The 26,014-nt window shown below is 47.2% G+C and carries 23 protein-coding genes; 22 read left to right on the top strand and 1 reads right to left on the bottom strand.

What is annotated here, in order from left to right; all coding sequences use genetic code 11:
• The first annotated feature begins 93 nt into the window (after positions 1-93).
• From rfbF to K7R21_RS02910, 18 genes are all read left to right on the top strand, one after another.
• On the top strand, positions 94-867 hold the full coding sequence (rfbF, locus tag K7R21_RS02825) for a glucose-1-phosphate cytidylyltransferase (protein ID WP_224981781.1): 774 nt from the start codon (positions 94-96) through the stop codon (positions 865-867).
• A gap of 5 nt (positions 868-872) precedes the next feature.
• Positions 873-1,940 carry a CDP-glucose 4,6-dehydratase gene (gene rfbG, locus K7R21_RS02830; RefSeq protein ID WP_224981782.1) on the top strand — a complete coding sequence of 356 codons (1,068 nt, stop codon included), beginning with the start codon at positions 873-875 and terminating at the stop codon, positions 1,938-1,940.
• Between the two features lie 52 nt (positions 1,941-1,992).
• A complete protein-coding gene (gene rfbH / locus K7R21_RS02835; RefSeq protein ID WP_224981783.1) occupies positions 1,993-3,336 on the top strand; it encodes a lipopolysaccharide biosynthesis protein RfbH in 1,344 nt (447 codons plus the stop codon).
• A gap of 62 nt (positions 3,337-3,398) precedes the next feature.
• On the top strand, positions 3,399-4,307 hold the full coding sequence (locus tag K7R21_RS02840) for an NAD-dependent epimerase/dehydratase family protein (protein ID WP_224981784.1): 909 nt from the start codon (positions 3,399-3,401) through the stop codon (positions 4,305-4,307).
• Positions 4,270-5,271: a glycosyltransferase family 2 protein gene (locus K7R21_RS02845; protein WP_224981785.1), complete on the top strand. Its 1,002-nt coding sequence runs from the start codon at positions 4,270-4,272 to the stop codon at positions 5,269-5,271. The genes K7R21_RS02840 and K7R21_RS02845 overlap by 38 nt, the downstream gene beginning before the upstream one ends.
• Positions 5,264-6,280 (top strand): glycosyltransferase family 2 protein, encoded by a 1,017-nt coding sequence (locus K7R21_RS02850; RefSeq protein WP_224981786.1) that lies wholly within the window; start codon positions 5,264-5,266, stop codon positions 6,278-6,280. The genes K7R21_RS02845 and K7R21_RS02850 overlap by 8 nt, the downstream gene beginning before the upstream one ends.
• Before the next feature lies 1 nt (position 6,281).
• Entirely contained in the window at positions 6,282-7,622 is a 1,341-nt protein-coding gene (locus tag K7R21_RS02855; protein WP_224981787.1) for a hypothetical protein, read from the top strand.
• Between the two features lie 8 nt (positions 7,623-7,630).
• Positions 7,631-8,851 carry a lipopolysaccharide biosynthesis protein gene (locus K7R21_RS02860; protein ID WP_224981788.1) on the top strand — a complete coding sequence of 407 codons (1,221 nt, stop codon included), beginning with the start codon at positions 7,631-7,633 and terminating at the stop codon, positions 8,849-8,851.
• A 46-nt stretch (positions 8,852-8,897) separates the two neighbouring features.
• Positions 8,898-10,091: a glycosyltransferase gene (locus tag K7R21_RS02865; protein ID WP_224981789.1), complete on the top strand. Its 1,194-nt coding sequence runs from the start codon at positions 8,898-8,900 to the stop codon at positions 10,089-10,091.
• 34 nt (positions 10,092-10,125) lie between these two features.
• The gene (locus K7R21_RS02870; RefSeq protein WP_224981790.1) at positions 10,126-11,253 is read left to right on the top strand and encodes a glycosyltransferase; all 1,128 of its coding nucleotides are present in this window, start codon (positions 10,126-10,128) and stop codon (positions 11,251-11,253) included.
• 88 nt (positions 11,254-11,341) lie between these two features.
• Positions 11,342-12,250 (top strand): class I SAM-dependent methyltransferase, encoded by a 909-nt coding sequence (locus K7R21_RS02875; protein WP_224981791.1) that lies wholly within the window; start codon positions 11,342-11,344, stop codon positions 12,248-12,250.
• Positions 12,247-13,386, top strand: a complete 1,140-nt coding sequence (locus tag K7R21_RS02880; RefSeq protein ID WP_224981792.1) for a glycosyltransferase family 4 protein — start codon at positions 12,247-12,249, stop codon at positions 13,384-13,386. Before K7R21_RS02875 ends, K7R21_RS02880 begins: the two co-directional genes overlap by 4 nt.
• A gap of 131 nt (positions 13,387-13,517) precedes the next feature.
• Positions 13,518-14,483: a UDP-glucose 4-epimerase family protein gene (locus tag K7R21_RS02885; protein WP_224981793.1), complete on the top strand. Its 966-nt coding sequence runs from the start codon at positions 13,518-13,520 to the stop codon at positions 14,481-14,483.
• 94 nt (positions 14,484-14,577) lie between these two features.
• The gene (locus K7R21_RS02890; RefSeq protein ID WP_224981794.1) at positions 14,578-17,064 is read left to right on the top strand and encodes a phosphoethanolamine transferase; all 2,487 of its coding nucleotides are present in this window, start codon (positions 14,578-14,580) and stop codon (positions 17,062-17,064) included.
• Positions 17,065-17,194: 130 nt separating this feature from the next.
• Entirely contained in the window at positions 17,195-17,755 is a 561-nt protein-coding gene (locus tag K7R21_RS02895; protein ID WP_224981795.1) for a sugar transferase, read from the top strand.
• A gap of 234 nt (positions 17,756-17,989) precedes the next feature.
• Positions 17,990-19,936 (top strand): polysaccharide biosynthesis protein, encoded by a 1,947-nt coding sequence (locus K7R21_RS02900; protein WP_224981796.1) that lies wholly within the window; start codon positions 17,990-17,992, stop codon positions 19,934-19,936.
• Between the two features lie 149 nt (positions 19,937-20,085).
• Entirely contained in the window at positions 20,086-20,463 is a 378-nt protein-coding gene (locus tag K7R21_RS02905) for a GxxExxY protein (protein ID WP_224981797.1), read from the top strand.
• 56 nt (positions 20,464-20,519) lie between these two features.
• Positions 20,520-22,148: a capsule assembly Wzi family protein gene (locus K7R21_RS02910; protein ID WP_224981798.1), complete on the top strand. Its 1,629-nt coding sequence runs from the start codon at positions 20,520-20,522 to the stop codon at positions 22,146-22,148.
• Between the two features lie 412 nt (positions 22,149-22,560).
• On the opposite strand, the gene K7R21_RS02915 is transcribed toward K7R21_RS02910, so the two are convergent.
• Positions 22,561-23,208, bottom strand: a complete 648-nt coding sequence (locus K7R21_RS02915; protein WP_224981799.1) for a hypothetical protein — start codon at positions 23,206-23,208, stop codon at positions 22,561-22,563.
• Between the two features lie 207 nt (positions 23,209-23,415).
• On the opposite strand from K7R21_RS02915, the gene K7R21_RS02920 reads away from it, so the two are divergent.
• From K7R21_RS02920 to K7R21_RS02935, 4 genes are all read left to right on the top strand, one after another.
• Positions 23,416-23,754 carry a hypothetical protein gene (locus K7R21_RS02920; protein WP_224981800.1) on the top strand — a complete coding sequence of 113 codons (339 nt, stop codon included), beginning with the start codon at positions 23,416-23,418 and terminating at the stop codon, positions 23,752-23,754.
• A 124-nt stretch (positions 23,755-23,878) separates the two neighbouring features.
• Positions 23,879-24,763, top strand: a complete 885-nt coding sequence (locus tag K7R21_RS02925; protein ID WP_224981801.1) for an ExeA family protein — start codon at positions 23,879-23,881, stop codon at positions 24,761-24,763.
• 25 nt (positions 24,764-24,788) lie between these two features.
• A complete protein-coding gene (locus tag K7R21_RS02930) occupies positions 24,789-25,619 on the top strand; it encodes a hypothetical protein (protein ID WP_224981802.1) in 831 nt (276 codons plus the stop codon).
• 5 nt (positions 25,620-25,624) lie between these two features.
• Positions 25,625-25,906 (top strand): YcgN family cysteine cluster protein, encoded by a 282-nt coding sequence (locus tag K7R21_RS02935; protein WP_224981803.1) that lies wholly within the window; start codon positions 25,625-25,627, stop codon positions 25,904-25,906.
• Positions 25,907-26,014 lie beyond the last annotated feature (108 nt).

Below are 26,014 nucleotides of genomic sequence, written 5' to 3' on the forward strand. Positions count from 1 at the left end.
TTTTATTTTTTACACTAATTTGGTTTGTTGACTGAAAGTAACTGATAAATTGCATATTTCAGACTCATTCTGTAGTTAGTTTGGAGGTTACTCTTGAAAGTTGTTATTCTTGCGGGTGGTTTTGGAACTCGAATTAGTGAAGAATCTCACCTTAAACCTAAACCAATGATAGAAATAGGTGAACGCCCCATACTCTGGCACATAATGAAAATCTATTCCAGTTATGGTTTCAACGATTTCATAATTTGTCTCGGATATAAGGGGTACTGCATCAAGGAGTACTTTGCTCACTATTTTCTTCATGAATCAGACGTCACCTTTGACTTTAAGAACCATAACGAGAGAATGATCCATCATCATTCGGCCGAGCCGTGGACTGTTACCCTTGCCAACACCGGTTTAGAGACCATGACTGGAGGGCGTGTGAAACGGATTCGTGAGTACGTTGGAAACGATACCTTTATGCTCACTTACGGCGACGGTGTTTCAGATGTGGACGTTCGAAAGCTGGTCGCATTTCACAAGGAGCATGGCCGACTTGCTACCGTCACCTCTATTCAACCTCAGGGGCGCTTCGGCGCTCTTGACGTCACAGGCGAAAGCCGGGTCCTAGGTTTCCAAGAGAAACCGAAAGGCGATGGAGCTTGGATTAACGCAGGTTTCTTTGTTCTGGAACCGGAGGTGCTGGATTATATAGCTGGGGACGATACTTCATTGGAAAGGGAACCGATGGAAAAGCTCAGCCAGGACGGGGAACTATTCGCTTATAGGCATACGGGGTTTTGGCAACCAATGGACACACTGCGGGATAAGAAAGCTTTGGAAGAACTGTGGAAGAGTGGCAATGCACCGTGGAAAACATGGTAGGTACCATGATCGACCCCATATTTTGGAAAAACAAAAAGGTCTTTGTTACAGGGCACACCGGCTTTAAAGGCAGTTGGTTATGTATGTGGTTGCATAGCCTTGGTGCTGAGGTAACGGGATATGCTCTTGCTCCTCCTACGAGCCCTGCTCTGTTTGAACTTTGTAGGGTTGGTGACCTTGTACACTCTGTTATCGCAGACGTTAGGGACTACAACCTATTGTCGTCCGCCTTGTTGGCCGCCTCTCCCGAGGTGGTTGTACACATGGCGGCGCAACCCTTGGTACGGGACTCATACCTGATTCCAGTAGAGACCTTTTCAACCAATGTCATGGGGACAGTGCTATTGCTAGAAGCGGTGCGCCACTGCAGTTCCGTGCGTGCAGTGGTTAACGTGACTACCGACAAATGCTACGAAAATAAAGAGTGGATCTGGGGCTATCGGGAGACCGATCAGATGGGGGGCTACGACCCCTACTCCAGCAGTAAGGGGTGCGCCGAATTGGTTACGGCCGCTTACCGGCGTTCCTTCTTCGGAACTGATCATGGCAGCCACAGCGCCTCCATCGCTTCGGCCCGCGCAGGAAATGTTATCGGTGGGGGGGACTGGGCCTCCGACCGGTTGATCCCTGATTGCGTAAGAGCCCTGCTGGAGGGCCGAAACATTGCAGTCCGCAACCCCCATGCTATTCGTCCTTGGCAACATGTGTTGGAGCCGCTATCGGGGTATTTACTGCTGGCTCAGCGCCTTTGCCAGGAGGGATCGACCTATGCCTCTGCATGGAACTTTGGCCCAGGTGATGATGATACTAGGCCCGTGGAGTGGATAGTACAGAATATCTGCTCCCGGTGGGGACGCGGAGCATCATTCACTGTTGACATCGGAGATCATCCACACGAAGCAAACTACCTCAAATTGGACTGTTCAAAGGCTAGAACTGAACTGGGGTGGCGCCCTAAATGGGACTTGAATGAATCTTTAGAGCGCATAGTTCAGTGGACCAATGCTTACTGCGAAAATAAGTGTATGCGTGATTTCACCATGGCCCAGATTGAAGATTACTGTGCCTGTTGATGCGCTGCTTGCATCACCGTCGTGACAACTAGTTTATCCAAAGGAGCGGCATGTGGAACAATGTGCAGAACAAGACCAGGCTTTGCGCGAGGAAGTCATCAGGGCCGCCATTGCCTACTATGAATACAGGCATGCAGTACGCAAGGAGTTTAAGCCGGGAGATAGGATTCCTTATGCGGCGCGTGTTTTTGATGAAGCGGAGATAACAGCACTCATTGATTCTTCCCTAGATTTCTGGCTGACTACCGGGCGATATGCCGAACGCTTTGAAAGGATGTTTGAGCAGTTCCTTGAGGTACAACATTGTTCATTGACTAATTCCGGTTCGTCAGCAAACCTCCTTGCCTTTATGGCCCTAACCTCCCCGAAATTAGGAGAAAGGCGAATAATGAAAGGAGACGAGGTTATAACTGTTGCTGCTGGTTTTCCTACTACAGTTGCTCCTATCGTGCAGTTCGGTGCCGTCCCGGTATTTGTAGATGTTAGTTTGCCTACCTACAATATCGATGTTTCACAGCTTGAGGCTGCACTCTCTGAAACGACTAAGGCTGTGATGGTGGCGCACACGCTAGGCAACCCATTCGATCTGTCCTCAGTTAAGGCATTTTGCGACAAGTATAACCTTTGGCTTATTGAGGACAATTGTGATGCTCTTGGAGCCAGATATCTCTATAAAAATGAGTGGCGTTACACCGGGACAATTGGGCACCTTGGCACATCAAGCTTTTACCCGCCGCACCACATGACTATGGGCGAAGGTGGCGCAGTGTATACTAATGAGGCTACGCTCAATCGTTTGGTAGAGTCTTTTCGGGACTGGGGACGCGACTGCTGGTGCCCTTCTGGTAAAGACAATACATGTAGCAACCGTTTTGGCCAAGTATTTGGTGAGTTGCCTTTGGGATATGACCATAAATACGTCTATTCTCACTTTGGTTATAACTTGAAATTAACTGACATGCAGGCTGCAATTGGTTGTGCCCAGATACAGAAGTTGCCTTATTTTATAGAGTCTAGGAAAAAAAACTGGAAGATGCTCCGGGACGGGCTCGCTGGATGTGAGGATCGTTACATACTGCCTGAGCCAACGGAGTCCTCAGACCCATCTTGGTTTGGGTTCTTGCTTACTGTGCGTTCAGATAATGGACTATCGCGAGATCGTGTCGTCAATCATCTTGAAAAAAACGGCATTCAAACTAGGATGCTTTTTGCGGGGAATCTTATAAAACATCCTTGCTTTGATGAGATGCGGCGAGAAGCAAAAGGTTTCAGGGTGGTGGGGGATCTACCGAACACCAACAAAATTGTTCAAGATACCTTCTGGATTGGCGTCTACCCTGGTCTCAATATAGAGATGATTACTTACATCATTGACAAGATAAAAGCCATAAGTTGAGCTTAATTTGCTCGTTAGTAAATGTTTCAGCCTGAACAACGTGGTTGAAAATAGGTAAAACGATGAACATTTTGATAGATGGAGCAACTGGTTTCTTGGGTGGTAAAGTTACAACTATGCTAGTTGAACTAGGACATGATGTTTCTATTATCAAAAGAACATCTTCTAACACCACGAGCATAGACCATATCAGAAACTGTAAATTTTATGATATTGACACATGTGACAAAGAGACTATTTTTAGTGAAAGCAGCAAGTTTGATGTAGTGATACACTTAGCTACTGATTATGGCCGTGCAGGTAATGGTTTTTCAGGGGTTATTCAAGCAAATTTGATGCTTCCTCTGGAACTTATGAGCCTCAGTGTAAAATATGGGGTGGAGTTTTTCATTAATACTGACACTTATTACAACAGGCCTGGCAGTCAATCCTACCATCTCGCCCCCTACTCTTTAACGAAGCGCCAGATTGTTGAATGGGGCAAATTGCTTGCTGTTCAAAAAAAATTACATTTTATCAATGTAAAGCTTCAACATATGTTTGGGGCTGGCGAAGGGGCTTCGAAATTTACTACAAGCTTGATCCGCGATTGCGTTAGGGACGTTGATGAAGTGAAACTTACTGATGGTATTCAAAGACGCGACTTTATTTATATTGACGATGTAGTGGCAGCGTATAAAACAATTCTATTGCAACTACCATATGATGATTTTTTTGTTGACTATGATGTAGGTACTGGGATATCCACTTCAATAAGAGATTTTGCGTTATTGGTAAAAAAAGCTACAAAAACAAGGACCCACCTCAATTTCGGAGCTATACCAAATCGTGAAAATGAAATAACTGATTCTTGTGCAGACACAACTCTACTTAGAAGTTTGGGATGGACCGCACAAGTAGAGTTAGAAGAGGGAGTTGACAGGATCATACAGTATGAAACCATTTCTAAGTATAACGATTCCGACTTATAATAGATGTGAGACACTCAAAGCGAATCTTTCAAAGATCGTTGAAGAACTAGATAGTGAGATAGAGATTCTTGTTTCAGATAACGCGTCGACGGATGGGACGGAGGCGCTATGCAGGCAATACCAGGAGAGGTTCTCTTTTTTTAACTACCACCGAAATGAATTTAATCTGGGTTATGACCTAAATGTTTTGAATTGCGTAGAATTGTGTTCCGGACACTATATTTGGTTTTTAAGCGATGATGATTTCGTAAATGGCAAACTTATAAAGGAAGTCGTTGCAGAGCTAAAAAAAGAAAAACCCGATGGTGCTCTTATTAATGCGACAGTGGTAAATCCACAATCAGGCATAGTCTTAATTGATAATTTAGGTGGCTGCAATACTGACTATCTGACGTTGGTAGGCACGGCAGAATTCATCGATTACTCGAAATGGGCGACCCTCATCTCTTCCCTAATAGTCCGAAGAGACTTGATAGAATTTAATCCTCTATCAGAACACGTTGGGTCGTGTTTTATCCAAGTTCCATTGTTCTGGCGTGCTTTGTACCAGCGTCGTCTCTATGTGCTTGGATCGAAACGAATAATTAAAAACGACGGTATAGGTGATAATTTCAACCAGCACTCAAGCAAGCTTTGGTTGCTGAACTGGATTGCCACCATATCTTCGTTGTGTGATCTGTATACACTCGAAAGTTGTAGACGAGCAGCGACTAGTCTTTATCCTAAAGCTTTTTACGCACCCGGGAGTTTGGTTATGCATGTGATTCAGGCGAGGGGGGGCGGAGTGTTGAGCTCTTCGAATAAGAAAGTTGTAGTTGATGGACTTGATATCAACTTTGCCCAGCGTCTACTTATTGATGCCATTGTTTACGTGCCGGTAAGTCTCGTGGATTGTCTCTTCTGGATCGCGAGAAGGTTTGCCAGAGTTGTCCGGACAGCCAGACGGAGACTTGACTGTGCCTGATAAGATTAAAATCTCTCTAGTTGTTCTTGCAGGGCGGGACCGGGAAAATTTGAAGCGTTTTCTTGCTTCGCTTGTCCAGGTAACCGAGCTGCCTCATGAAGTAGTTGTAGTTTTTGATGTCCAGCATCATGGAACGCCCGATCCATTGCCTACTATTAGCGGATGCGAAGTAGTAGGGTTGAAGTTCGAGGGTGACAAAAGGCAGCCACAGATGAGGAATGTCGGGCTAAAGGCGTCGACAGGCGATTTCATCTGGTTTGTTGACGATGATGTAAGTCTTGATCCGAACTCCATTGAACAACTTATGCTGCTGTTGAAAGACATAAGGGATACAGGAAAAATCGGTGCTATATCCGGGCGAATAGTCGAACCCCCTTCATTCGATGTCAGACGCCTGTCTCGCCCAATCTACTTGTCCTTATTTAGAGGTGCTGTTGGCTGGTTTAATTATGACACCTTCTCATTTCCCAAAGACAAGTTCCAACTTGTCAAGGGCACTTCTGGTACTTTATACCCCATAGTCCCATTTGTGCAGGGTACCAGTATGGTTTTCAGAAAATGCTACCTAGATGAAATCGGTGGGTTTGATGAAGACCTTGGTGTAGGCTACGCCAGTTTTGAGGATTCCGAGCCATGTTTTGCCATGCACCGCAAAGGTTGGCTCACTATCTTTTGCGGGGATTTTGTCTTGACTCACCACAAGCTGCCAAGGATTGGTGGTAACGGGCGAGGGTATGACGATTACCAATATTCCTCCTATCTAGTTCGAAACTACTGTATTTCTCTCCTCAAAAACAAATATCCCTCCTTCACGCTGGCCTTGACCTATTTTTCAGTTTTTTGTGTTGTGCACGTGGTTAGGGTTGCATACTACAACTTGAAAAATCGACATATAATTAATTCAGTTGCCATCTTATGGAGTTCTTTGATTTGTGTGCTAAATGGTGTGAAGATGGGGGTGTCCGCCGGCAGGGAAGCAAAATGGAAACGGCTAAACTCGGCGGTATAGCATGATACCTTTGGGGGGACTAATCTCAATTTCCTTGCTGCTTATGTTTTGGATGAGAATCTTTGATAAAACTGCAGTTGCAGGAAAAGTAAGAATAGACATGCCATTATTCTTCGGCACAGGATGGTTTCTCTATTCCTTCTTCTTCATGCTGGAGAAATCGCTAAAGGCGGATATCACAGTTTCTGACTCACAATTTATTCTTGATTGTAATCTAGCTGTATTATCGATGGTTATTGGAGCCATTTTTGCTGGGGAGCATTTAGTATCTAGATGTGATAGTGGTCATAATACCGCGCCGCAAAAGTTCCTGACTAGGCCTGGAAACAACGTTGGGACTTACGTTGTAATGGTAGCGGTCACCATGCTTTTGCAACTCTATGTAGAAAAAGTATTCGGCAGCTGGAATATTTATTTCACTCAAAAGTATGGTGACTATAAAGTAGACGGAATAAATTCATTTACCTCGATAGTTCCAATTGTTTGCACATCTTTCGTCCTAGTCGCAAACTCTGAGTACGTAATCAAAAGTAAATTTTGCAACTTTGTTGTTGTGTGTTTTTCCGCAGCAATTGCTTGTTTATTCTTTCTCGGCGGGAACAGAAATTTCGCTATGATGATGCTGCTTGCGATAGTGTGGAGTAAATATCACAGGACCAAGGTGAATTTATATTTTTTATTGCCGGTTTTAACCTTGGTTATAATTGTTGGCGCAATAAATGCGGTCCTCAGGGAGTACGGAATAATAAACTTGTTTGCTGGCGAAATTAATGTTTCGGTTGCCGACATCAACCGTTTTGTACTTGCCATCTCTGAAGGCGAATTTGGAACAATGGCTCGAGTATCCCAATATTCTACTGAATTCGCCTTTAACTATAACAAGTTTGTAGGTGCTTCTTACCTAGTCGATCCCTTTGTCAACCTTCTGCCTACGTTTATTTATCCAGGAAGGCCAGATACTATGGCTGTTCAGTTCACGGAGCAATACTGGGGAATGCAAAAGGGTGCCACCGGTTTGATAGGTTTAGGATTCTCACCCATAGTTGAGGCAAAAATAAATTTTTCGTATTTGTGGTTTATCGTGTTTGTTTTTTTTGGGTTTTTAATCAGGTATTTGTCCCTATTATTTCGTAACAAACAGTCTTATTTGCAGTTGTTTGCATTTGGATCATTTAGTGTTGTTTCACTGAATTTTTTCAGAATTGACTTCGCCTTGTACGTGAAGTTTTCAATTTTGGTTTTTATCTCTGCGTTGTTCATTTATTTTATGATTGTTAGTGTCGGTAGGGCAAAGTTCTATCTTTTAAATGTTGCCTCTACTCCTAGAAATATTAAATATTAAGGCGTATTGTGGAAATGATAATTTTACAGGCGGCTTCTGCGTTTTTTATATTATTACGAATGCTTGTAATAATTAAGCTCGGAGGTGTTGGCTCATTTGGGATTTTTAGTGTAATTGCTACCATCATTACTTTTTTGACCATTCCCTGCCAATTTTTAAATAATCAACGAATTCAAGTAGTTTTAGTTAAGTTGGGTCAAGTGGAGCGTCGATCGATGCTCAATGCCGGTTTTGTTGTAAGTATCCTTTTGTCATCCATTGCATCCTTGTTAGTTTTTACTTTAGGGCCATTGTACAAAGAATTGAATAATTTTTGTGATTTCAGGTTATGGTCATGTGCAGTTGCATCAGCGGTTATTTTTTCTTTTTTCAGCAATTGCTGCGAACTCAAGGCTCTGTCCGAAAGCCGTCTGGTATTATACTATGTTATAATTGCCATCAGTTCCTTCTTTGGTTTTGCTTCGTCATTGATTTTATTAAATATGGATGTCAAATACGTAGTTTTTATTCCGTCGTTTTATTTTGCAGCATCATCCCTGAGTTATATTATATATAATTTAGTATTTTTAAAAGATACCTTTTGGGACTTTGAATCGAAAGCAAACTACAGAACTTTATTGTTATATGTAAAGGAATCGTGGTCGTTAAGTATTATCCCTTTTTACAACACATTGTTGGACTTTTCAGTCAGGACGCTTGCACTTTCTTGGATCGGGGCATTAGGCTTGGGATATTTTCAGACCATTGTATCTGTAGAAGCTATGATTGGTAATATTTTTCTGAGTGGTTTTTACAAGAAGACTCTTATTAATACTACCAACGGTGTTGCTTTTAACTTTAAGAACGTTTTCAAGGCTGTGTTAGTATTCACAACAATCCCTGTTCTAGGTATTTTGCTTTTAAATGCTGGCAACCTTCTTTTTCATTTTAAACACGCGATCTTTGATGTTGTTGTCCCCTTAATTTTAGTTTGTTTACTTAGATTCCCTTGGAATATTTGGGGCGCAATAGGGCAAGCATTAATTGTTTATGGTCGGTATCGTTTAGTATCAAGAGTTGAGGTCCTGACCAAAACCCTAGTTTCAGGGATTTTTCTTGGTTTAGCCTTTTTCTACCACTTTGATGTGTACGGTTACGTTTTAGCTGTTGCGTGTTCCTCAATTCTGATGTGGTGGATAGTTGTTAGAACTAGCGCATTGATCTTTCAAAGTGCCGATATTGATTTGTAACGATGATATAGCATCTTTTATCAACTTATTATATGGTGTCTTTTGAATGAATATTTTGATTATAACTCCAGAATTACCTTTCCCTAGTTACCGCAATGGTCGGACCTCCACTCTTGCAGCTTTAATCGACGTCTGGCGGATGCACAATAATGTTACTATTATTGCAGGTGAGCCTTGTTCATCCTCCGGTTTAGAATATTATAAAAACCTTGCCGTCAACATTGTTGAAAATCCAACCAGTAAAATTAATTTTTTCTTCAATGTTGGCTTTAAAGTTTTTATCAGACCTCGTAACATTTGGAGACACAACTATGATTTACCAGAAGGACTTGATCTGCATTGTTATGATTTTATCTTGTTGGTAGGATTTGAGTCGGCTTTGTATCTTAAACCAATATTGGAACATAGAGTATCCTCAAAATTGGTGCTATTTGAACTTGATTGTCTTTCACTATTATATAAGAAAAGTGCCTGTTCAACATCAAATATCATACTTAAGCTGTATTATTGCATTCAATATATGCTGGTGGAACGTATAGAACGCTTTTCATACTCTTCAGTAAGTAGTGTTTTTTTTGTATCAAATGTCGATGCTGATTACTGTATTTCAAAATTCACAGAAGTCAAAAAACGTATTTTTAAATTTGTTAACAATGGCGTCAATCCAGTTTCAAGCAAATGGTCTTTGCGGTCGGGTGACTCCTATTTAAGGCTTTGTTTCTCAGGTAATTTTGATTACCTCCCCAATCGATTAGCAGCGAAATTCATCCTGACCAAAATCGTCCCAGAATTATCTAGGCGGGGTATCACCTTCACCTTTCATATAGTAGGGGCAAACCCAGGAGACGACCTTCTTAAAATGGCTGATCAGTGCGGCGACTCTGTAATCGTCACTGGATTCGTTGAAGATATCGACCTTTATCTTTCTGATATGGATATCTATGTGTCGCCTTTGTTTTTAGGGACTGGCATGAAAAATAAAATTTTGCAGGCAATGAACATTGGGCTGCCCTTGGTTTGTTCAAATGTGAGTCTTGACGGCATAAAGGAGATGCAGGATGGCTACAATTGTTTAGTTTGCAATTCTTCAGATGAAGCACTTTGGGTAAACAAGATTGTGGAACTTGCAAATGGTAATAACCTTTGTATAGCCTTTTCCGGTCGATCCCAGGAAGTTATCGAAGACAATTACAGGTGGGAACGCATAGCTCAATCTTTTATTGAGAAGTTGCTAAATTGATACCTTTTGACGTTTTTCGTTATCGAGGTCCGTTATGCGCGTAGTGCATATCATCACCGGTTTAGGGATCGGTGGCGCTGAAATGATGCTGTACAAATTTATTGCCAACAGCGACTTATCGCAAAACGCTTTTAGCGTCATTTCATTGACAGATAAAGGAGCCATCGGTTCAAGGCTTGAAGCCCTTGGGGTTCCTGTGTTTTCCCTGGGATTGCGGCGTTTCCCTTCGCCCTACCGGTTTCTAAAACTATGTCAGCTCATTCGGAAATTAAATCCCGATATTGTACAGACCTGGCTTTATCATGCTGATCTTATTGGAGGGGGGGCCGCTAAAATATCTTGTAGCGCGCCAGTGATCTGGAATATCCATAATGGTGTAATCAACAATAACGATAAGCTGACGACTAGAGCTATTGCTAAAATTTCAGCATGGATATCAGGATTGATTCCTACCTATATTGTATATGTTGCTAGTTCCAGTTGTATTTTTCACACAAAATATGGCTATTGTGGTGACATATCCAGAGTTATACCTAATGGATTTGACACCAGCATTTTTTTTCACAACCCAGATTCAGGTAATAGATTTCGCGATACATTGGGAATTAAGGAAGATGCGATAGTCATAGGTTTGATAGCTAGATATGACCCTCAAAAGGATCATCACAATTTGTTGCTCGCAGTTAAAGCTTTAATTTCGAAATACAGCAATTTGAAGGTTGTATTATGTGGAGATAGAATAGACTCTGAAAATACAGAGCTTATTTCTGCAATAGAACGAAATGGTTTGGTAAATGTATGCTATTTGCTTGGGAGGCAGGGTGACATTCCAATGGTAATAAATTCGTGTGATATTGTTGCATCCTCTTCATGCAGCGAGGCCTTTCCCTTGGTTGTAGGCGAGGCGATGTCATGTTGCGTCCCTTGTGCTGTCACCGATGTCGGTGATTCAGCGTTTCTTGTTGGGGACACTGGGAGAGTGGTGCCTCCACATGATCCGAATGCGCTTGCGCTTGCTCTTGATGAATTGATCCTCTTAGGAAGGGATGGGCGCCGCGAGTTGGGGGGGAAGGCCCGACAAAGGATATTGGACAAATTTTCTCTGCATTCTGTCATCAGAGAATACAATCGGTTGTACACTGCTGCAGTCGATGACTTGTGATATCATGTCTCATTGCTTCCAATAAAGCAGCTTTACATAATATATTAGTGAAAATCACACCAATCTAACCTGTTTACAAGGATATGCTATGAATATAGGAGCGATCAAGGCTGCACTGCCGTGGTGGACAAAAATCCTTCTTAAATTATGTATTGCACGTTTTCCAACCGACTATAGGTTGTGGCAAAAACTGGATATTTTTAAGCACGGAGCAATGGAAGCACCTGAATATGCGTATCGTATTTTCAAAATGCATTATGACCGCAGCAATTTCCCCAAAAAATCGGAAGACTTTGTTTGCCTTGAAGTGGGACCTGGCGATAGTCTTTTTTCCTGCATAATTGCAAAGCTTCACGGTGCATCACTTACGTACATGGTAGATTCAGGATTTTTCGCAACACATGAGATTGCTCCCTATAGCAATTTATTTGCTTTCCTGAGAAATAACAATTTTAATATAACTCGTCCTGAACCATTTAGTGTTCCAGAGTTAGTAGAAGAGTTTGGCGGGCATTACTTGACAGAGGGATTAGCTGCTATAGCCTCTATTCCTTCTGCCAGCATAGATTTCATCTGGTCGAATGCTGTTCTTGAACACATTAGGAAACCAGAGTTTTTACCTTTCATGAAGGAACTCCGCCGCATACTTAAAGATGATGGTATCTGCTCGCATCGTATTGATTTGCGAGATCATCTCGGCGGGGGGCTTAATAACCTTCGGTTTTCTGAAGAGGTTTGGGAGTCTGATATGTTTGCAAAATCTGGTTTTTACACAAATCGAATACGGTTTCATGAGATGTGCAGCATATTCAATACGGCAGGATTTGAAGTTAGTGTTTTGGATATCAATAAATGGGAAAAATTACCTTCTCCTTATTCTAAATTTGATAAGACTTTTAAATCAATACCAGAGCATGATCTTTTAATAAGCGGGTTTGATGTCCTTTTATATCCTAAGGCCTATAAAGTTGACGACAAGGTGAGTTACTCGCTATGAGCAATTCCTATCGAATAGCTTTTGTTACTAGTCAAGCATTCTCCATCAATAATTTTAGAGGGTCCCTAATCCGTGAAATGGTGCACCGCGGTTTTGTTGTATATGCCCTAGCCCCAGATTACGATGAGGCAACACGCACTGCTGTAGTTAAACTAGGGGCAATTCCTGTGGATTGCCCAATGTCACGTACTGGTATGAATCCTGGTTCGGATTTCATCAACCTTTTGAAGTTGTCAAGCCAGTTGCGTCACTTAAAAGTGGACGTTGTGTTTTCCTATTTCATCAAACCAGTGATATATGGGACGCTGGCTGCACGAATTGCAGGTGTACCCAAGCGCCTTGCTATGATTGAAGGTGCCGGATATGTATACACTGATGGTGATGAAACATCAATTTCGCGTAGAGTATTGCGTGTTTTTGTAACAAAGTTGTATCAAATAAGCTTAAGGTATGCGAGTCTTGTCTATCTACTTAACAAGGATGACAGGGCACTTTTCGTTAACAAACGAATGGTGATAGATAGAAAAATTGAACTGCTTAATGGTATCGGAATAGACTTAACTCACTATGAACCCACGCACTTAACTACAAAACCTGTCACATTTATTTTAATTGCTAGGTTGTTGCGCGAGAAGGGGATCTACGATTATGTTGAGGCCGCTCGACTGGTGAAGAGTAAGCATCCCAAAGTGCGCTTTCTTCTGCTGGGGGACACTGACTTAAACCCAGGTTCAGTCAAGCAAGCCGAGGTCTATTCATGGGTTTCCGAAGGACTAATAGAATGGCCAGGACACGTCACTGATGTTCGCGTCTGGATTGCTCAGGCCAGTGTTTTCGTGCTGCCATCCTACTATCGCGAGGGATTACCGCGTAGTACTCAGGAGGCCATGGCGATGGGACTCCCCATTATTACCACTGACTCACCGGGTTGTCGGGAAACGGTAATAGAGGGAGTTAACGGTTTTTTGGTGCCGCCCCGCAATCCACAGGCACTTGCTCAAGCTATGTCCCAATTTGTAGAGCAATCTGAAATGATAATCCAAATGGGGATTGCGAGTCGACAACTTGCGGAGGAAAACTTCGATGTCCTTAAAATTAACGCTCAAATTTTACAGTCTATGGAAGCCATCTCATAACAACCATTCTGTATTTTCTATTCCATGAATGGCATTCATCTTATCTTCAGCCGTCGCGGCTCGGGGTAAACCTGTTTTAAGTTTCTGAACAGCTGTACTGTACAATTCTTGCATGAGGAGCTCGACGGCTAATGAATCGAATTCTAGTCACAGGTGCAACTGGTTTTGTTGGCCGATATCTATGTGAGAGGTTGGTTGCCCAATCGGGATATGTTCGGGGGACTGTTATGGCGTCCGAAAATCCAGCAATTCTAGCCAAAGGGGTCGAACCGGTGTTAGTTGAACCTTTGGGTGCGGAGACCTGTTGGTCAATAGCAACGAAAGATATAGACACCATTGTTCACTTGGCAGCTCGAGTGCATATCATGAATGATCCTTTACTTGAACCTCTGGCCGAATTTAGAAACGTCAACACTGTTGGCACAATGCGACTGGCTACGGAAGCCGTTAAGGCTGGAGTAAAGCGCTTCGTTTTCGTAAGTTCCATAAAGGTCAACGGCGAGGAATCAATTGAGCCATACACGGAGGACTCCACACCGCAGCCCTCCGATCCGTATGGAGTCAGTAAATATGAAGCTGAACAGCAGCTTCGGCAGCTTGAAGCGCGCACTGATCTTGATGTGGTTGTCGTCAGGCCAACTCTTGTGTATGGCCCAGGTGTAAGGGCTAATTTCCTCAGTATCATGAAAGCCGTGTCCAAGCAGCTTCCTCTGCCCTTGGCTTCGATTCAGAACAAACGAAGCTTTATCTACGTAGAGAATTTGGTTGACTCGCTTGTTAGTTGTATCAACCACCCAACGGCAGCCGGCAGGACCTATCTAGTCAGTGATGGGGAAGACGTTTCGACACCGGAGCTAATACGGCGCATTGCCGCTGCACTGGGGGTAAATTCACATTTGGTTCCTTTTCCCCTGTCTTGCCTACATTTACTAGGCAGGATGACTGGACAAAATGCTCAAGTTGCCCGTCTCACTGGATCCTTGACGGTGGACTGTTTGAAAATCAGGGAGGACTTGGGATGGGATCCTCCTTATACCATGGATCAGGGGTTGGGGGAAACAGCCACGTGGTTCAAAAGTCATATGCAACGAGCCTAATATGCAAATGCTGCTAGGTTAGGTTTTGAGATAGAAGCACCCTTGCATAGTTCTGCTATGTCGCATTCGCCCTTGTTTACTTAAAAGGACTCTTATGGATACCTCTAAGGAGGACGGCAAAATAAATCACCGCGGTTTATCTGTTTTTGTTAATTGGCTTATTTTTACGACCTCTGTGTGCTACCTAGTAGTATGGTTATATGGAGTTAGGTTGTATGAGTTTACTCATCCGACGATGATTTTGATGGTTGGCTTTGCTCTCTGTGCTTTTACAAGTGTTGTAACCTTCTATTCAACCACTCATATGAATTCCAAATTGGTTGATGTAGCAACCCTTCTGGTTGCAGCTTTTATCTGTAACCTGACTTTATTTTTACCTGAGATGTACGGGCTAGCAATATCATTTTTATTTTTTTCATTATTAATTTTGAGAAGGAGCAACAACTGGCTTGGCTATTTTATTATAGCTATTACTGCTTTTTCAATTGCGGAATATAGTAGCTATGAACGGCTGTATGGTGAAATATCTATTGACGCTGTAGAGGCTGTCATTGCGACAAATTTGAACGAGTCTTTTTATTTTTTATGGGCAAACCTGTCAAAGAAAGCTGTCCTTTCTTGTTTATTTATCACAGGCATTATCTGGCGCACTGACAAGCATCTGGATAGTGAAAGGACTTGCCACCTCCTGTTACATTGGGGAGTGATTGCAACTGGCATTTCTTTAGGCTTGATTCTTGCGCTGCCACCACTGCACAAAAGAGCAACAACAGTCAAAAAGGCTTTTGCTAAGGTTCAACTCAGAAACGAGATGGCTTCCATGCCCCTCCAGTATTTTGGAGAAATCCATCAAAGCAGTACCAATGACACTGATGTCGTCTTCATCCTTGGTGAGTCAAGCAGCCGTTGGCATTGGAGCCTATATGGGTATCCAGGTAATACCAACCCACGTCTCAAGGCGGTACGCAAGGATTTACTTTTATTCACTGACGCTATTTCAGTGCACTCACACACTATCCCAGTGTTGATGAACATGATGTATCGGGAGATACCTAGTGACGCCAGCACAGACATCGCTGCTCCGTCGATTTCTCTTTTTTCTCTACTGAAAAAGGCCGGAGTGAAGGGGAAATGGTTTTCAGCTCAGCCTCGTTTTGCTCCGGAATCACTATTCGATATGACGAGGGTAGGTGAAGACGGTGGCTCTTCTTCGCTAACTCGAGATGAACGCAATGCCGCAAACATTTTTCAGTACTGGAACCTAGCGGATAAGGGGCCGCGCTTACTTGTCTGGCAATTGCACGCCTCACATTGGCCTTATTTAAAACTAATCCCTACTAGCTTTGCGACTTCAGTATCCGGAATGACGCTAGGCACCCCATTCTTCGGTAACTCTCATGATTTTAGTCCTGATGTAAGATCATATGATTCTGCGATCCGTTTCACTGACACCGTCATTGCAAATGCCATAGAGGTTGCTAAAGCCAAAACTAAGCCAACAGTGGTTTTCTTTTTGCCTGACCATGGGGAGGCCCCTGAGGAGGGCAGTGGGCATAACATGGCTATGCATTCTGCTCGTCATATTGAGATTCCGTTTTTGATTTACTTTAATAGTGCGGCGAGAAAGAAACATAAGAACCAATATTCTGCGTTACAGAAGAATCAAAATAAACCATTTTTAAATAGTTATGTGTTTGAATTGATTGCAGATTTATTAAGTATTGATGCTCCATCTATCTTAAACGAAAAGCTCTCAATTGCAAATAATCAGTATTTTTGCCCCAGCAGAATTGTAAACCCAAAAACAGATAAAGAGAGCCCTATATTCTACGATGAATTAGGACGTAATGATGCTAAGGATGTCTTGGAACGTGTCAGGCTCAACATGAAAGATATTCAGTCAAAACCTCTTTTATACCAAAAAATCTATGCGCACCGTGTTGACTCTATCGGAAAAGCATTGGAGGCCAAGCAGTATTTTGCTGGGATCGAGTTAGACATAGTTTATGATAAAGATGAAGGTCGGTTCTACGTGTATCACCCCCCAGCCAAACGTCACGGGTTACTTCTGGAAGATCTTGTCAGAGCCACTGTAGATAAACCGCAGCTTAAGTTTTGGCTAGATTGGAAAAATTCTACTCCAGACACTACTACTGCCGCGTTCAGGGAGTTGAACCGTCTGGATTCGCTTTATACGCTATTGCCAAGAGTCATTCTCGAGATCGGCCCCACTGCATCACACCCTAGCATTAGCAAAATTTCTAAAGCTGGCTGGAGAACCTCTTATTATGTACCAACCGATTTTAAAGACTGTTTGAAAACTGGGGGGGAGGGGGCGTGCTATGATGAGGCCGAACAAATACTGGGGGCTGCTAGGCAGATGAAGGCAAAATGCCTGAGTTTTGATATCAGAGTTTGGCCTACTTTGAAGAAATACGTTCTGTCAAGAGATGCAAGTTTTAAATTACTTACATGGGATGAAAGTCTGTCTACGGATTCACAAATTTTTTTAAACAAGATACATGATCCTTCTGCTTTTGACGTTTTAATCGTGCCATACTCCTCAAGATTCAACTATTAGTTCCGTACCCTTACTCCCGCTCAACGCTAGGTGGGGCGCGCTCTGCACTAAACTGTCCTTTGACTGACTTCCATCAGAGACTTTCGATAATATAGTTGTGGGAATTAATGTAAACTTGCTAGGAGTTGTGATGAAGAGAACATTAGACTTTATTTTTGCGTTGCTGCTGGCATTTCTGTTTAGCATTCCTATGCTTGTTATATGCGTACTTGTGAAGGTTACTTCGCCCGGGCCAGTGTTGTACTGGTCCAAGCGAGTTGGCAAGAATAATATTTTGTTCGAGATGCCAAAGTTTAGAACAATGAGGGTTGATACTCCTGCTGTGGCCACTCACCTGCTCACATCTCCGGAAAGGTTCATGACACCGATCGGGCGGGGACTGCGCAAATCTAGCCTTGACGAACTTCCTCAATTGTTCACCATCCTTACTGGTTATATGAGTTTTGTTGGGCCGCGTCCCGCGCTTTTTAACCAAGAGGATCTGATCGCTCTGAGAACTGTGAACGGGGTGCACCTGCTTATGCCCGGGCTCACTGGTTGGGCCCAGATAAATGGCAGAGACGAGCTCCCCATCCCTCTGAAGGTCGAACTTGACGCATACTACCTGAAAAACCAGTCCCTATTTTTGGATTTGTACATAATCTGGCAGACTTTTTTCAAAGTGCTGAAGAGCGAAGGGGTTACTCATTGACCCACAAACAGATGGGGGCATCCCGCCGCCGATAGTCTAGATTTTGTAGCCTTGGTTGATGCCGGGGCAATTGGAGGGTGCTATGGTTGGTAGGATAGGTCATATCTCTCAGAGAATATTAAGATTAGAGTTTGCTTTTTGTGGGCACGGTGTTATAGTCACTTTCTGTTTGTCTTAATGGGCACGGTATCCAGTTTTTGCTTAATCTCATTGTTTTGACGCTGTGGGGGGGACATGTTTCGCACTAGAAGAATCTTGGTTTTCTGCCTCGACGTGGTGCTTATTGCCGGTGCTTTCGCACTCTCCTTTCTGCTTCGTTTCGACTTTCAAATTCCCTCTGATCAACTTAACAACTTGTTGCAAGGACTGATGCTTATCCTTGCAGTCAAACCGATCATGTTCACGGCGTCCGGGATGTATCGTAGCATATGGCGCTATGCCTCGCTCCAAGATGGTTATGAGATCTTTAGGGTTGTTACCCTTTCTTCTGTGCTTTCCGCACTCGCATTGGTTTTCATGAAAGGTCCTTTTGGGCTGCCCCGATCCATATACTTTCTGGACTGGTTTTTGCTCTTTTCCATGGTTGCCACCAGCCGGTTGCTCTGGCGCATCTACCGTGAGACCAAACTGGTACCTTGTTTGCACAAGGGGAAGAGGACTCTTATCATCGGTGCGGGCGAAGCGGGCAATCTCCTGCTCAAGGAGATCCGCAAACAGGCCGACTCAACTTACAATGTCATCGGTTTCGTGGATGACGACCCGGAGAAAAACGGGTTGCGACTCTCCGGCGTGCGTGTTATCGGCGGGACGAACCGGCTGTGTGCGCTTGTGCGCAAATATAGCATCGAGGAGGTCATCTTCGCCATCCCCTCCGGCGGGCCGGAACTGATGCGCCGCGTGATCAGCAACTGCGAAAGGGCCAAGGCCCGTTTCAAGACCTTGCCTGGGATCACCGACATTATCGACGGGAAGTTCTCCATGAGCCAGATCAAGGACGTGGAGATCGAGGACCTCCTGGGACGTGACCCGGTGGTGCTGGACCAGACGGCGATCCGCAACTACCTGACGGACAAGAGGGTGCTGGTGACCGGCGCCGCAGGCAGCATCGGTAGCGAGATCTGTCGCCAGATTGCCCTGTTCAAACCAGCCAAGCTGGTACTCTTCGACCACGCCGAGACCCCGCTCTTCTACATCGAAAAGGAACTCGCCGCCTCATTCCCGGATTTGCGCATCATCCCGATGGTGGGGGATGTGAAGAACCAGGACCGGGTCGAGACGGTTTTTGATGAATTCGGCCCCGAAGTCGTGTTCCATGCTGCGGCGTACAAGCACGTCGCCATGATGGAGTACAACCCGGCCGAGGCGGTCCTTAACAACGTCATGGGTACCAAGGTGGTTGCAGATGCGGCCCACAAGTTCAAGGTGCGCAATTTCGTCATGGTCTCAACCGACAAGGCGGTTAACCCTACCAATGTCATGGGAGCCACCAAGAGGAGCGCCGAGATCTACGTGCAGGCGCTGGCGGCGAAAAGCCACACCAAGTTCACCACGGTCCGTTTCGGCAACGTCCTCGGCAGCAACGGCAGCGTCATCCCGCTCTTCAAGGAACAGATCCGCAACGGCGGTCCGGTGACGGTGACCGACAAGGATGTGGTGCGCTACTTCATGACCATACCGGAAGCATCGCAGTTGGTGATGCAGGCCGGGTGTATCGGGCACGGTGGGGAGATCTTCGTGCTGGACATGGGTGAACCGGTCCGCATACTTTCGCTGGCCGAGGAACTGATCAGGCTCTCCGGTTTCATCCCGCACAAGGAGATCGAGATCCGGTTCACCGGTTTGAAGCCCGGCGAAAAGCTGTTCGAGGAACTGTTGATCGACGGAGAGGGGATCAAGGCGACCACCCACAAGAAAATCAGGGTCATGGCACCGGTGGAGACCGATCTCAAGAAGGTCACGGCCGAGTTGGAGCAGCTCTTCAATTATGCCAAGGCTTACGACCTGGGAGCGGTGCTGGCCTCGCTCAGGAGTATCGTCCCTGAGTTTGTGCCGCGCTACCAGTTCGACGTGGCTCCACCCTTTGCGTTCCAGCGGGTCAGGCCCGACCTGTTCCCGCCCCAGAAGCTCTCATTCGTCCGAAACCTTCGCGTCGCCGGCACCAGTGAGGGAACGGCGGCTTAACCGCATAAGTAAAGCGTCTCACGCAAAGCCGCAAAGGCGCAAAAAGAGACGGTAATCGAAAGGAGTAATTGGGGACACAAAACAGGTGGCACTGAAATAATAAGACGGATTGATTATTGTATTAACGTCTTTACGAGAGGAGGTATCCAATGAATGAGAACGAGATTGCCTCCGTGATCGTTGACGCCTCTTATAAAGTCCATAAGACGCTGGGACCTGGGTTGCTGGAGTCAGCCTATGAAACCGTGCTTGCATATGAACTGCAACAAAGAAAGCTAATGGTTTCTCGTCAACAAGCTCTTCCCGTAGTGTACGAGTCCCTTGTGTTAGACGAAGGCTACCGCGCTGATCTGATTGTTGACAAAAAAGTCATTGTGGAGCTGAAGTCTGTAGAAAAAGTGATACCTGTTCACAAAAAACAGCTTCTAACCTACCTTAGATTGTCGAATATGAAGCTCGGGTTGTTGATAAACTTCGGAGATAACTTAATCAAGGACGGAATCACCAGAGTTGTGAATCACCTGTAACAGCAAGTTTCACGCTGTACTTTGCGTCTTTGCGGCTTTGCGTGACATAGGATTGTATGCGACTTTTTATTGCCGTTTTCTTTGTTGTAGTTGTGTTCTCTTCTTCTGCCTTTGCGCTTTCCTCACCGAATATTCCGCTTGAAAGCCCCATTTACTCATACCTTGAAAAGCTGTCGGGCTTCGGTCTGATTTCGTCGGACGTAAAAGGGATCCGTCCCTTCTCCAGGGCGGAGGCTGCCCGACTGGTCAAGGAGGCCGAGGCCCGCAGCGCCACTACAGCGACGCCCCCCTTGGCCGAAGAACTCCTCGACCGCCTGAGGGACCTGCTGCCGCGCGAACTCTCCTACTACGGCCGAGAAGATGTCGCACCTACTTTCGATTTCGAGCCTCTCCAGACTGCCCGCATTCGCTACGTCTACCTTGATGGTGCCCCCAGAAGCTACTTCCGCGCCGTCCATGATCCCGGCAATGATGGTGTCTTCGGTATCGGTAGCGGCCTCAGACCCGCCACTCCGTACCCGAATCCGGTCCAGCAACGCGGTTCTGAAGGCACCCCGCTTTTTGAAAACAACGATGGCATGGTCTACCACAGTGGCTCCAACCTTGACCTGCGCGGCAGCGGCGGATTGTACTTCGGTTCGATCGCATCAGCAGCAATCGAACCGATGCTCATGTGGTCGGAAGAGGGCGAGGAGGCGACCCTGCGCTTGAATAAAGGGTATGCAAAGTTGGGAGGCAAGGGGCTCGAGTTGGAGGTGGGGCGCGACGAAAACTGGCTGGGACCGGGCTACCGTGGTGCAATCACCCTCACCAACAACGCCAAAAACTTCGATATCATCAAGCTTTCCAGCCCGGAACTGGTGAAAACAAAATACCTGTGGGACCTCAAGTATTCCCTCATTTTCTCCCGACTCGAGAAGACGGTGACCAACGGTCAGGAGCGCCAGCCTTTCTTCTTCGCAGGCAAACTGGCCATGAAGCCGCTCGATAACCTAGAGTTCGGCATCAACTTGGGGCGCCAAGTGGGCGGCCCCGGCGTCGACAACAGCGTTGGCGCTACCGTACGCGGCATGGTTGGCGGCACCGGCGACGACAACTCCAACACCATCGCTGGCTTCGATCTGCGCTATCGTTTGCCCTGGCTGCGTAACACTGAACTGTACGGTGAACTCTCGGGCGAGGACTCAGCCGCGTTCTGGCCCATCGTCGAGAGCTATGTTGCCGGCTTCTACATCCCACGGCTCACCCAAAGCGGACAGGACGACCTCCGCTTCGAGTATTTCCGCGGCCACCGTATCCTCTACACCAACAGCACCTTCCCGGAAGGGTATCTGAGGTATAACATGCCCATCGGCCATTCGCAGGGGGGGGCGACCCAGGACTTCTTCCTGCGCTACAGCCACTGGTTTTCGGTTCGCAACAACCTGGCGCTGGAGGCCTTCCACACCAGGCGCGGCGACTACGGCCGGATGACAGTCGATGCCACCGGCAGCTTCGACCCGGCGGGCGTGATGCAATCCATCGAGCGCAAGAATGCCCTCCGTGCTTCCTGGACCTTCCCGTTCTCCAAAGAGTGGAACGCCCTGCTGCTCTACGGGCAGGAGTGGATCCACAACTACGACCTGCGCGCCGGCGAAACGCAGATGAACCAGTTGGTCCGCGCCGAACTTTCCTACAGGTATTAATGCTCCGCTGACTGCTTTTCTAGCTCTGCATGCTTGCAAAGGACCTTTGCGCGTTGCTTTTGGCAGAAAAGCAGCTTCCTTTGCGCCATGTTCACGTCTTCTCAACGATATATTGGCTGTTTTGGTCAAAAAACGTGCCGGATACGCACTGCTCTTCCCAAACCAAGGGAAGGTAGAGCGCTGCCGGCCTTTTTTCACGTCCCAAAGGACTAAAGTCGGCTTACAAAGGACCGTTGTCTGCTTGCATCGGTACGAAGTCAGCTTGCAGAGGTGGGAAGTTGACCGGCAAGGCCCCAAAAGCAGTGCGTGGAACTGTTTTGCAGATTGGATAGGGCTGGGATCAGGTGACGCTAAGGGGAACTGCCGGTGTGATAGTGGAAACGCCCGCTGACGCGGGCGTTTCGGCGGGGTGTTAGGTGGGCATGAAGAAGAGGGGCGGGGTCCAGGGACCTGGACCTTCGGGCATGATCCACCTCATCCTGAATGCATACTGCTGACCCGGGGTCAAGCCCTCCACCTCCATGTTTTTGAACTGGCCGAATACTGCGGCATGCTTCCAATTTCCTTCCACCGTAGGATCGCCCGTCGTGGTGTGGACCTCGCAACTCGCGGCGCGAGCAACCTTCTTGGCCTTGGCGATAACCGCGCCTCGCTTTATCCCTTGAGACATAATCACGCTTGGATAAGTCGGCAGATGTTTTACCTGGGCCGACGTGGACTCCTTGGTGTAATCAAAGCCGGAAGATGTGAGGATTTCGACGTTGCCTTTGGCGATGAGGTCGACGAAGTCACCCAGTTCATTGAGCTCAACTATGAACTGGGCGCGCAGACTCTTACGCAGTGCGACGCTCTGCCTCGCACCGCTACGTGCTTCGAGGCAGGAATTGTCGAACCTTCCCAGTGTGTCCTTTACTTGCACAAGGGGGGTCACACCTTCCGGGTAGGGTTCCTTAAAAAAGGGGTTGTTCGTCATCGAGGTTACGATTACCTTCCCTTGTGCGCTCAGGCTGGCGTCGTTTAGACGGCCCAAGCTGCGTTTGACCTTCGGTTTTTTGCCCATGTGCACGTCTCCTTTGTATTGGTTTTAACTAATCCAACGCCGGAAGTCTCCCACCATTAAGAAGGAATGCAAGTCGTAAAAAAATTGCCGACGACTCTTGCCGTTAGCTTACCTCGGCAAGGAGGGTAACCCTTGTGCTGGCTTCAGAGGTGTGGGATAATCGCACCCGCTGCAATTTTCTCAGAAAGTTCTACTACTGAGGCCGCCATGAAAAAAGACAACCTTGAGGTGCTGCTGGAAGACATGAACAGAAAGTTCGATCTCGTGTTGGAAGGACATGAGGTGCTTCGCAGCGAGATCCGTGAACTCAGCCATAAGACCGATGAGCGCTTCGACCTCGTAGAATTCAAAATCGAAACGTTGGGTAAAAGGGTGGATGGACTTGAGAAAAAGGTGGATAACCTTGAGACAAAGGTGGATAACCTTGAGACAAAGGTGGACAACCTTGATGTAAAAGTGGACAAAATAGCTGTCGATCTTTCCGCCCACAGAGCCGATACCGAGGTGCATACCGGCGCCTATCGTGTGATGGAGAGGGAGGAGTAGCAGAGCCTGGAAAGCCGGCGAGACGCTGGATGTCGCAGCCTCATATTACCCTTTCCCCTTTATTTCCCGCCAGATTCGCGCTATATTCTCTCCCTCGATAACGGCTACCGTCAAAAGGACCCACATGCCTGCGATGTACTGTGAGTTTTATGGCTTCAGGGAAAGCCCCTTCACCATCACTCCCAATCCCCGCTTTCTGTTCATGAGCGAGCGACACCGGGAGGCGTACGCGCACCTGCTCTATGCGGTGAACAACCGGGCCGGCTTCGTGGAGTTGACCGGCGAGGTGGGCACCGGCAAGACTACGCTGCTGCGCACCTTCCTGAACCGTCTGGACCAGGAGGGGCACCGCACCGCCCTCATCTTCAACCCATGCCTCTCGGACCTGGAGCTTTTGAAGAGCGTGAACCGCGAGTTCGGGTTGCTCTGGGAGTCGGAGAGCAGGGTGGAACTGTTGCAGGTGCTGAACACCTTCCTGTTAGAGCAGAAGCAGGCAGGGCGCAGCGTGGTGCTGGTGATGGACGAGGCGCAGAACCTCCCCGTCGAGGTGCTGGAACAGATCCGCCTGATCTCGAACCTGGAAACGGAAACCGACAAGCTGCTCCAGATCGTCCTCTCAGGTCAACCGGAACTGCTGTCGGTCCTCGGCCGCAAGGAGCTGCGCCAGTTGGACCAGCGCATTACGGTGCGTTACCATCTGCTGCCTATGGATTTCGACAGCACCCAGTCCTACATCGATCACCGCATGGAGCTGGCGGGGTGTTACCGGGCCGCCGAGTTCTCTAAATCTGCGATGAAACAGATCTATCGGTTCTCAGGTGGGGTACCGCGGCTGGTAAACGTCGTTTGCGACCGGGCGCTCCTGATCGGGTTCACCGAGGAGGCAAGGACCATCACCGGCCCGATGGCGGCACAGGCTGTCGCCGAGGTTGGTGGACGGTCGCCCTATGGCCTGGCAGCGCAGGTGTTGCGGCGCCTGACCGGGGGGCTGCCGCGCTGGCGCAGCTGATCGCAATTTACTATTCGAGGCCCCTATGAGTTCGATACTGAAAGCATTGGAGAAAGTGGACGAGTCCCAGCGTTCCCGCCGCCCCGCTGGCACCGCTGGGCTCCCTAAAGCCAGGGGGCGTCGCGCCACGTGGATGATCCCGGCCTGCACCCTTGGTGGAGCGGCCATCGCCACCTTGGCGACCTACGCCATCATGGGCGGCTTCACCCACCCGGCCGCACAGGTCGCGCCGAAGGGCACCGAAACAGTGTCGACTTCCACCCCGGTGGCTGCCGCTCCCACCAATGCGGCACCGGCGGTCCACCTGGAGGCCAAGGAGGTCATTGCCGAACAAAGGACTGCCGCTCCGGCAGCCGCATCCGTCGCCCCCGTTAATTCGGCGCGGCCTGACGCCGCGGCTGCCCAGGTTGTGGCTAAACCGGCGGCTCCGGCCGTCGCGACCAAACAGGCGGTGCACCCGGTTGTCAAGCCTATCACCCAGGCGGCTGCCAAGGCAGCTACTCAAGCCCAGGTCCCGGCGAAGGTCGCGGCGAAGCAACTGGCTCAGCCCTCTGTTGCCGCCAAGGTGCCTGTCGCTGCTCAATCGGCTTCCGTGCACCCGGCACCGGTAGTTGCTGCATCGACTCCTGTCGTGGCCCCGGTGGCTCAGCAGAAGTCCAGGCCTGATATCCGCGTTACCGGTATCGCCTGGCAAAACAGCAGCGAGTCGAGCTTCGCCATGGTGAACGGTAGTCCGTTGCGCCAGGGCAACGTCGTGAACGGCTACAAGATCGAGCAGATCTATGAAGACAGCGTCCGGTTTTCCAACAGCAAGGGGAACAGCTTGGTGGTGCCGCTGGGGGCTGGCGAGGAGTAGGGGAAATGTCACCGGAACCCGAAATGGACCAGCAGCAGTGGGAGGCCCTTTGCGAGCAATGTGGCCTTTGCTGTTTTGAGAAGCTGGAGGATGAAGACGGCAGGATCATGTTCACCTCGACCCCCTGTCGCTACCTCGACATCACTACCAGGCGCTGCAAGATCTACAAGAAGCGTTTCAAGATCTTCCCCGAATGCGTCCAACTCACGCCGGAATTGGTCAAGGAACTCAAGTGGCTGCACCGAAGCTGCGGCTACAAGAAGGCCATGCGGAAAGGCATCCTGTAAAGCATTTAACAGGGATAAAGGGGATAAAAGGGATAAAAGGGATAAAAGGGATAAAAATAAAAGACGGTTGTTAACGCAAAGGCGCATTGACCGAGAAAACATATTACA

It is taken from the genome of Geomonas agri (assembly GCF_020179605.1).
Taxonomy (GTDB): domain Bacteria; phylum Desulfobacterota; class Desulfuromonadia; order Geobacterales; family Geobacteraceae; genus Geomonas; species Geomonas agri.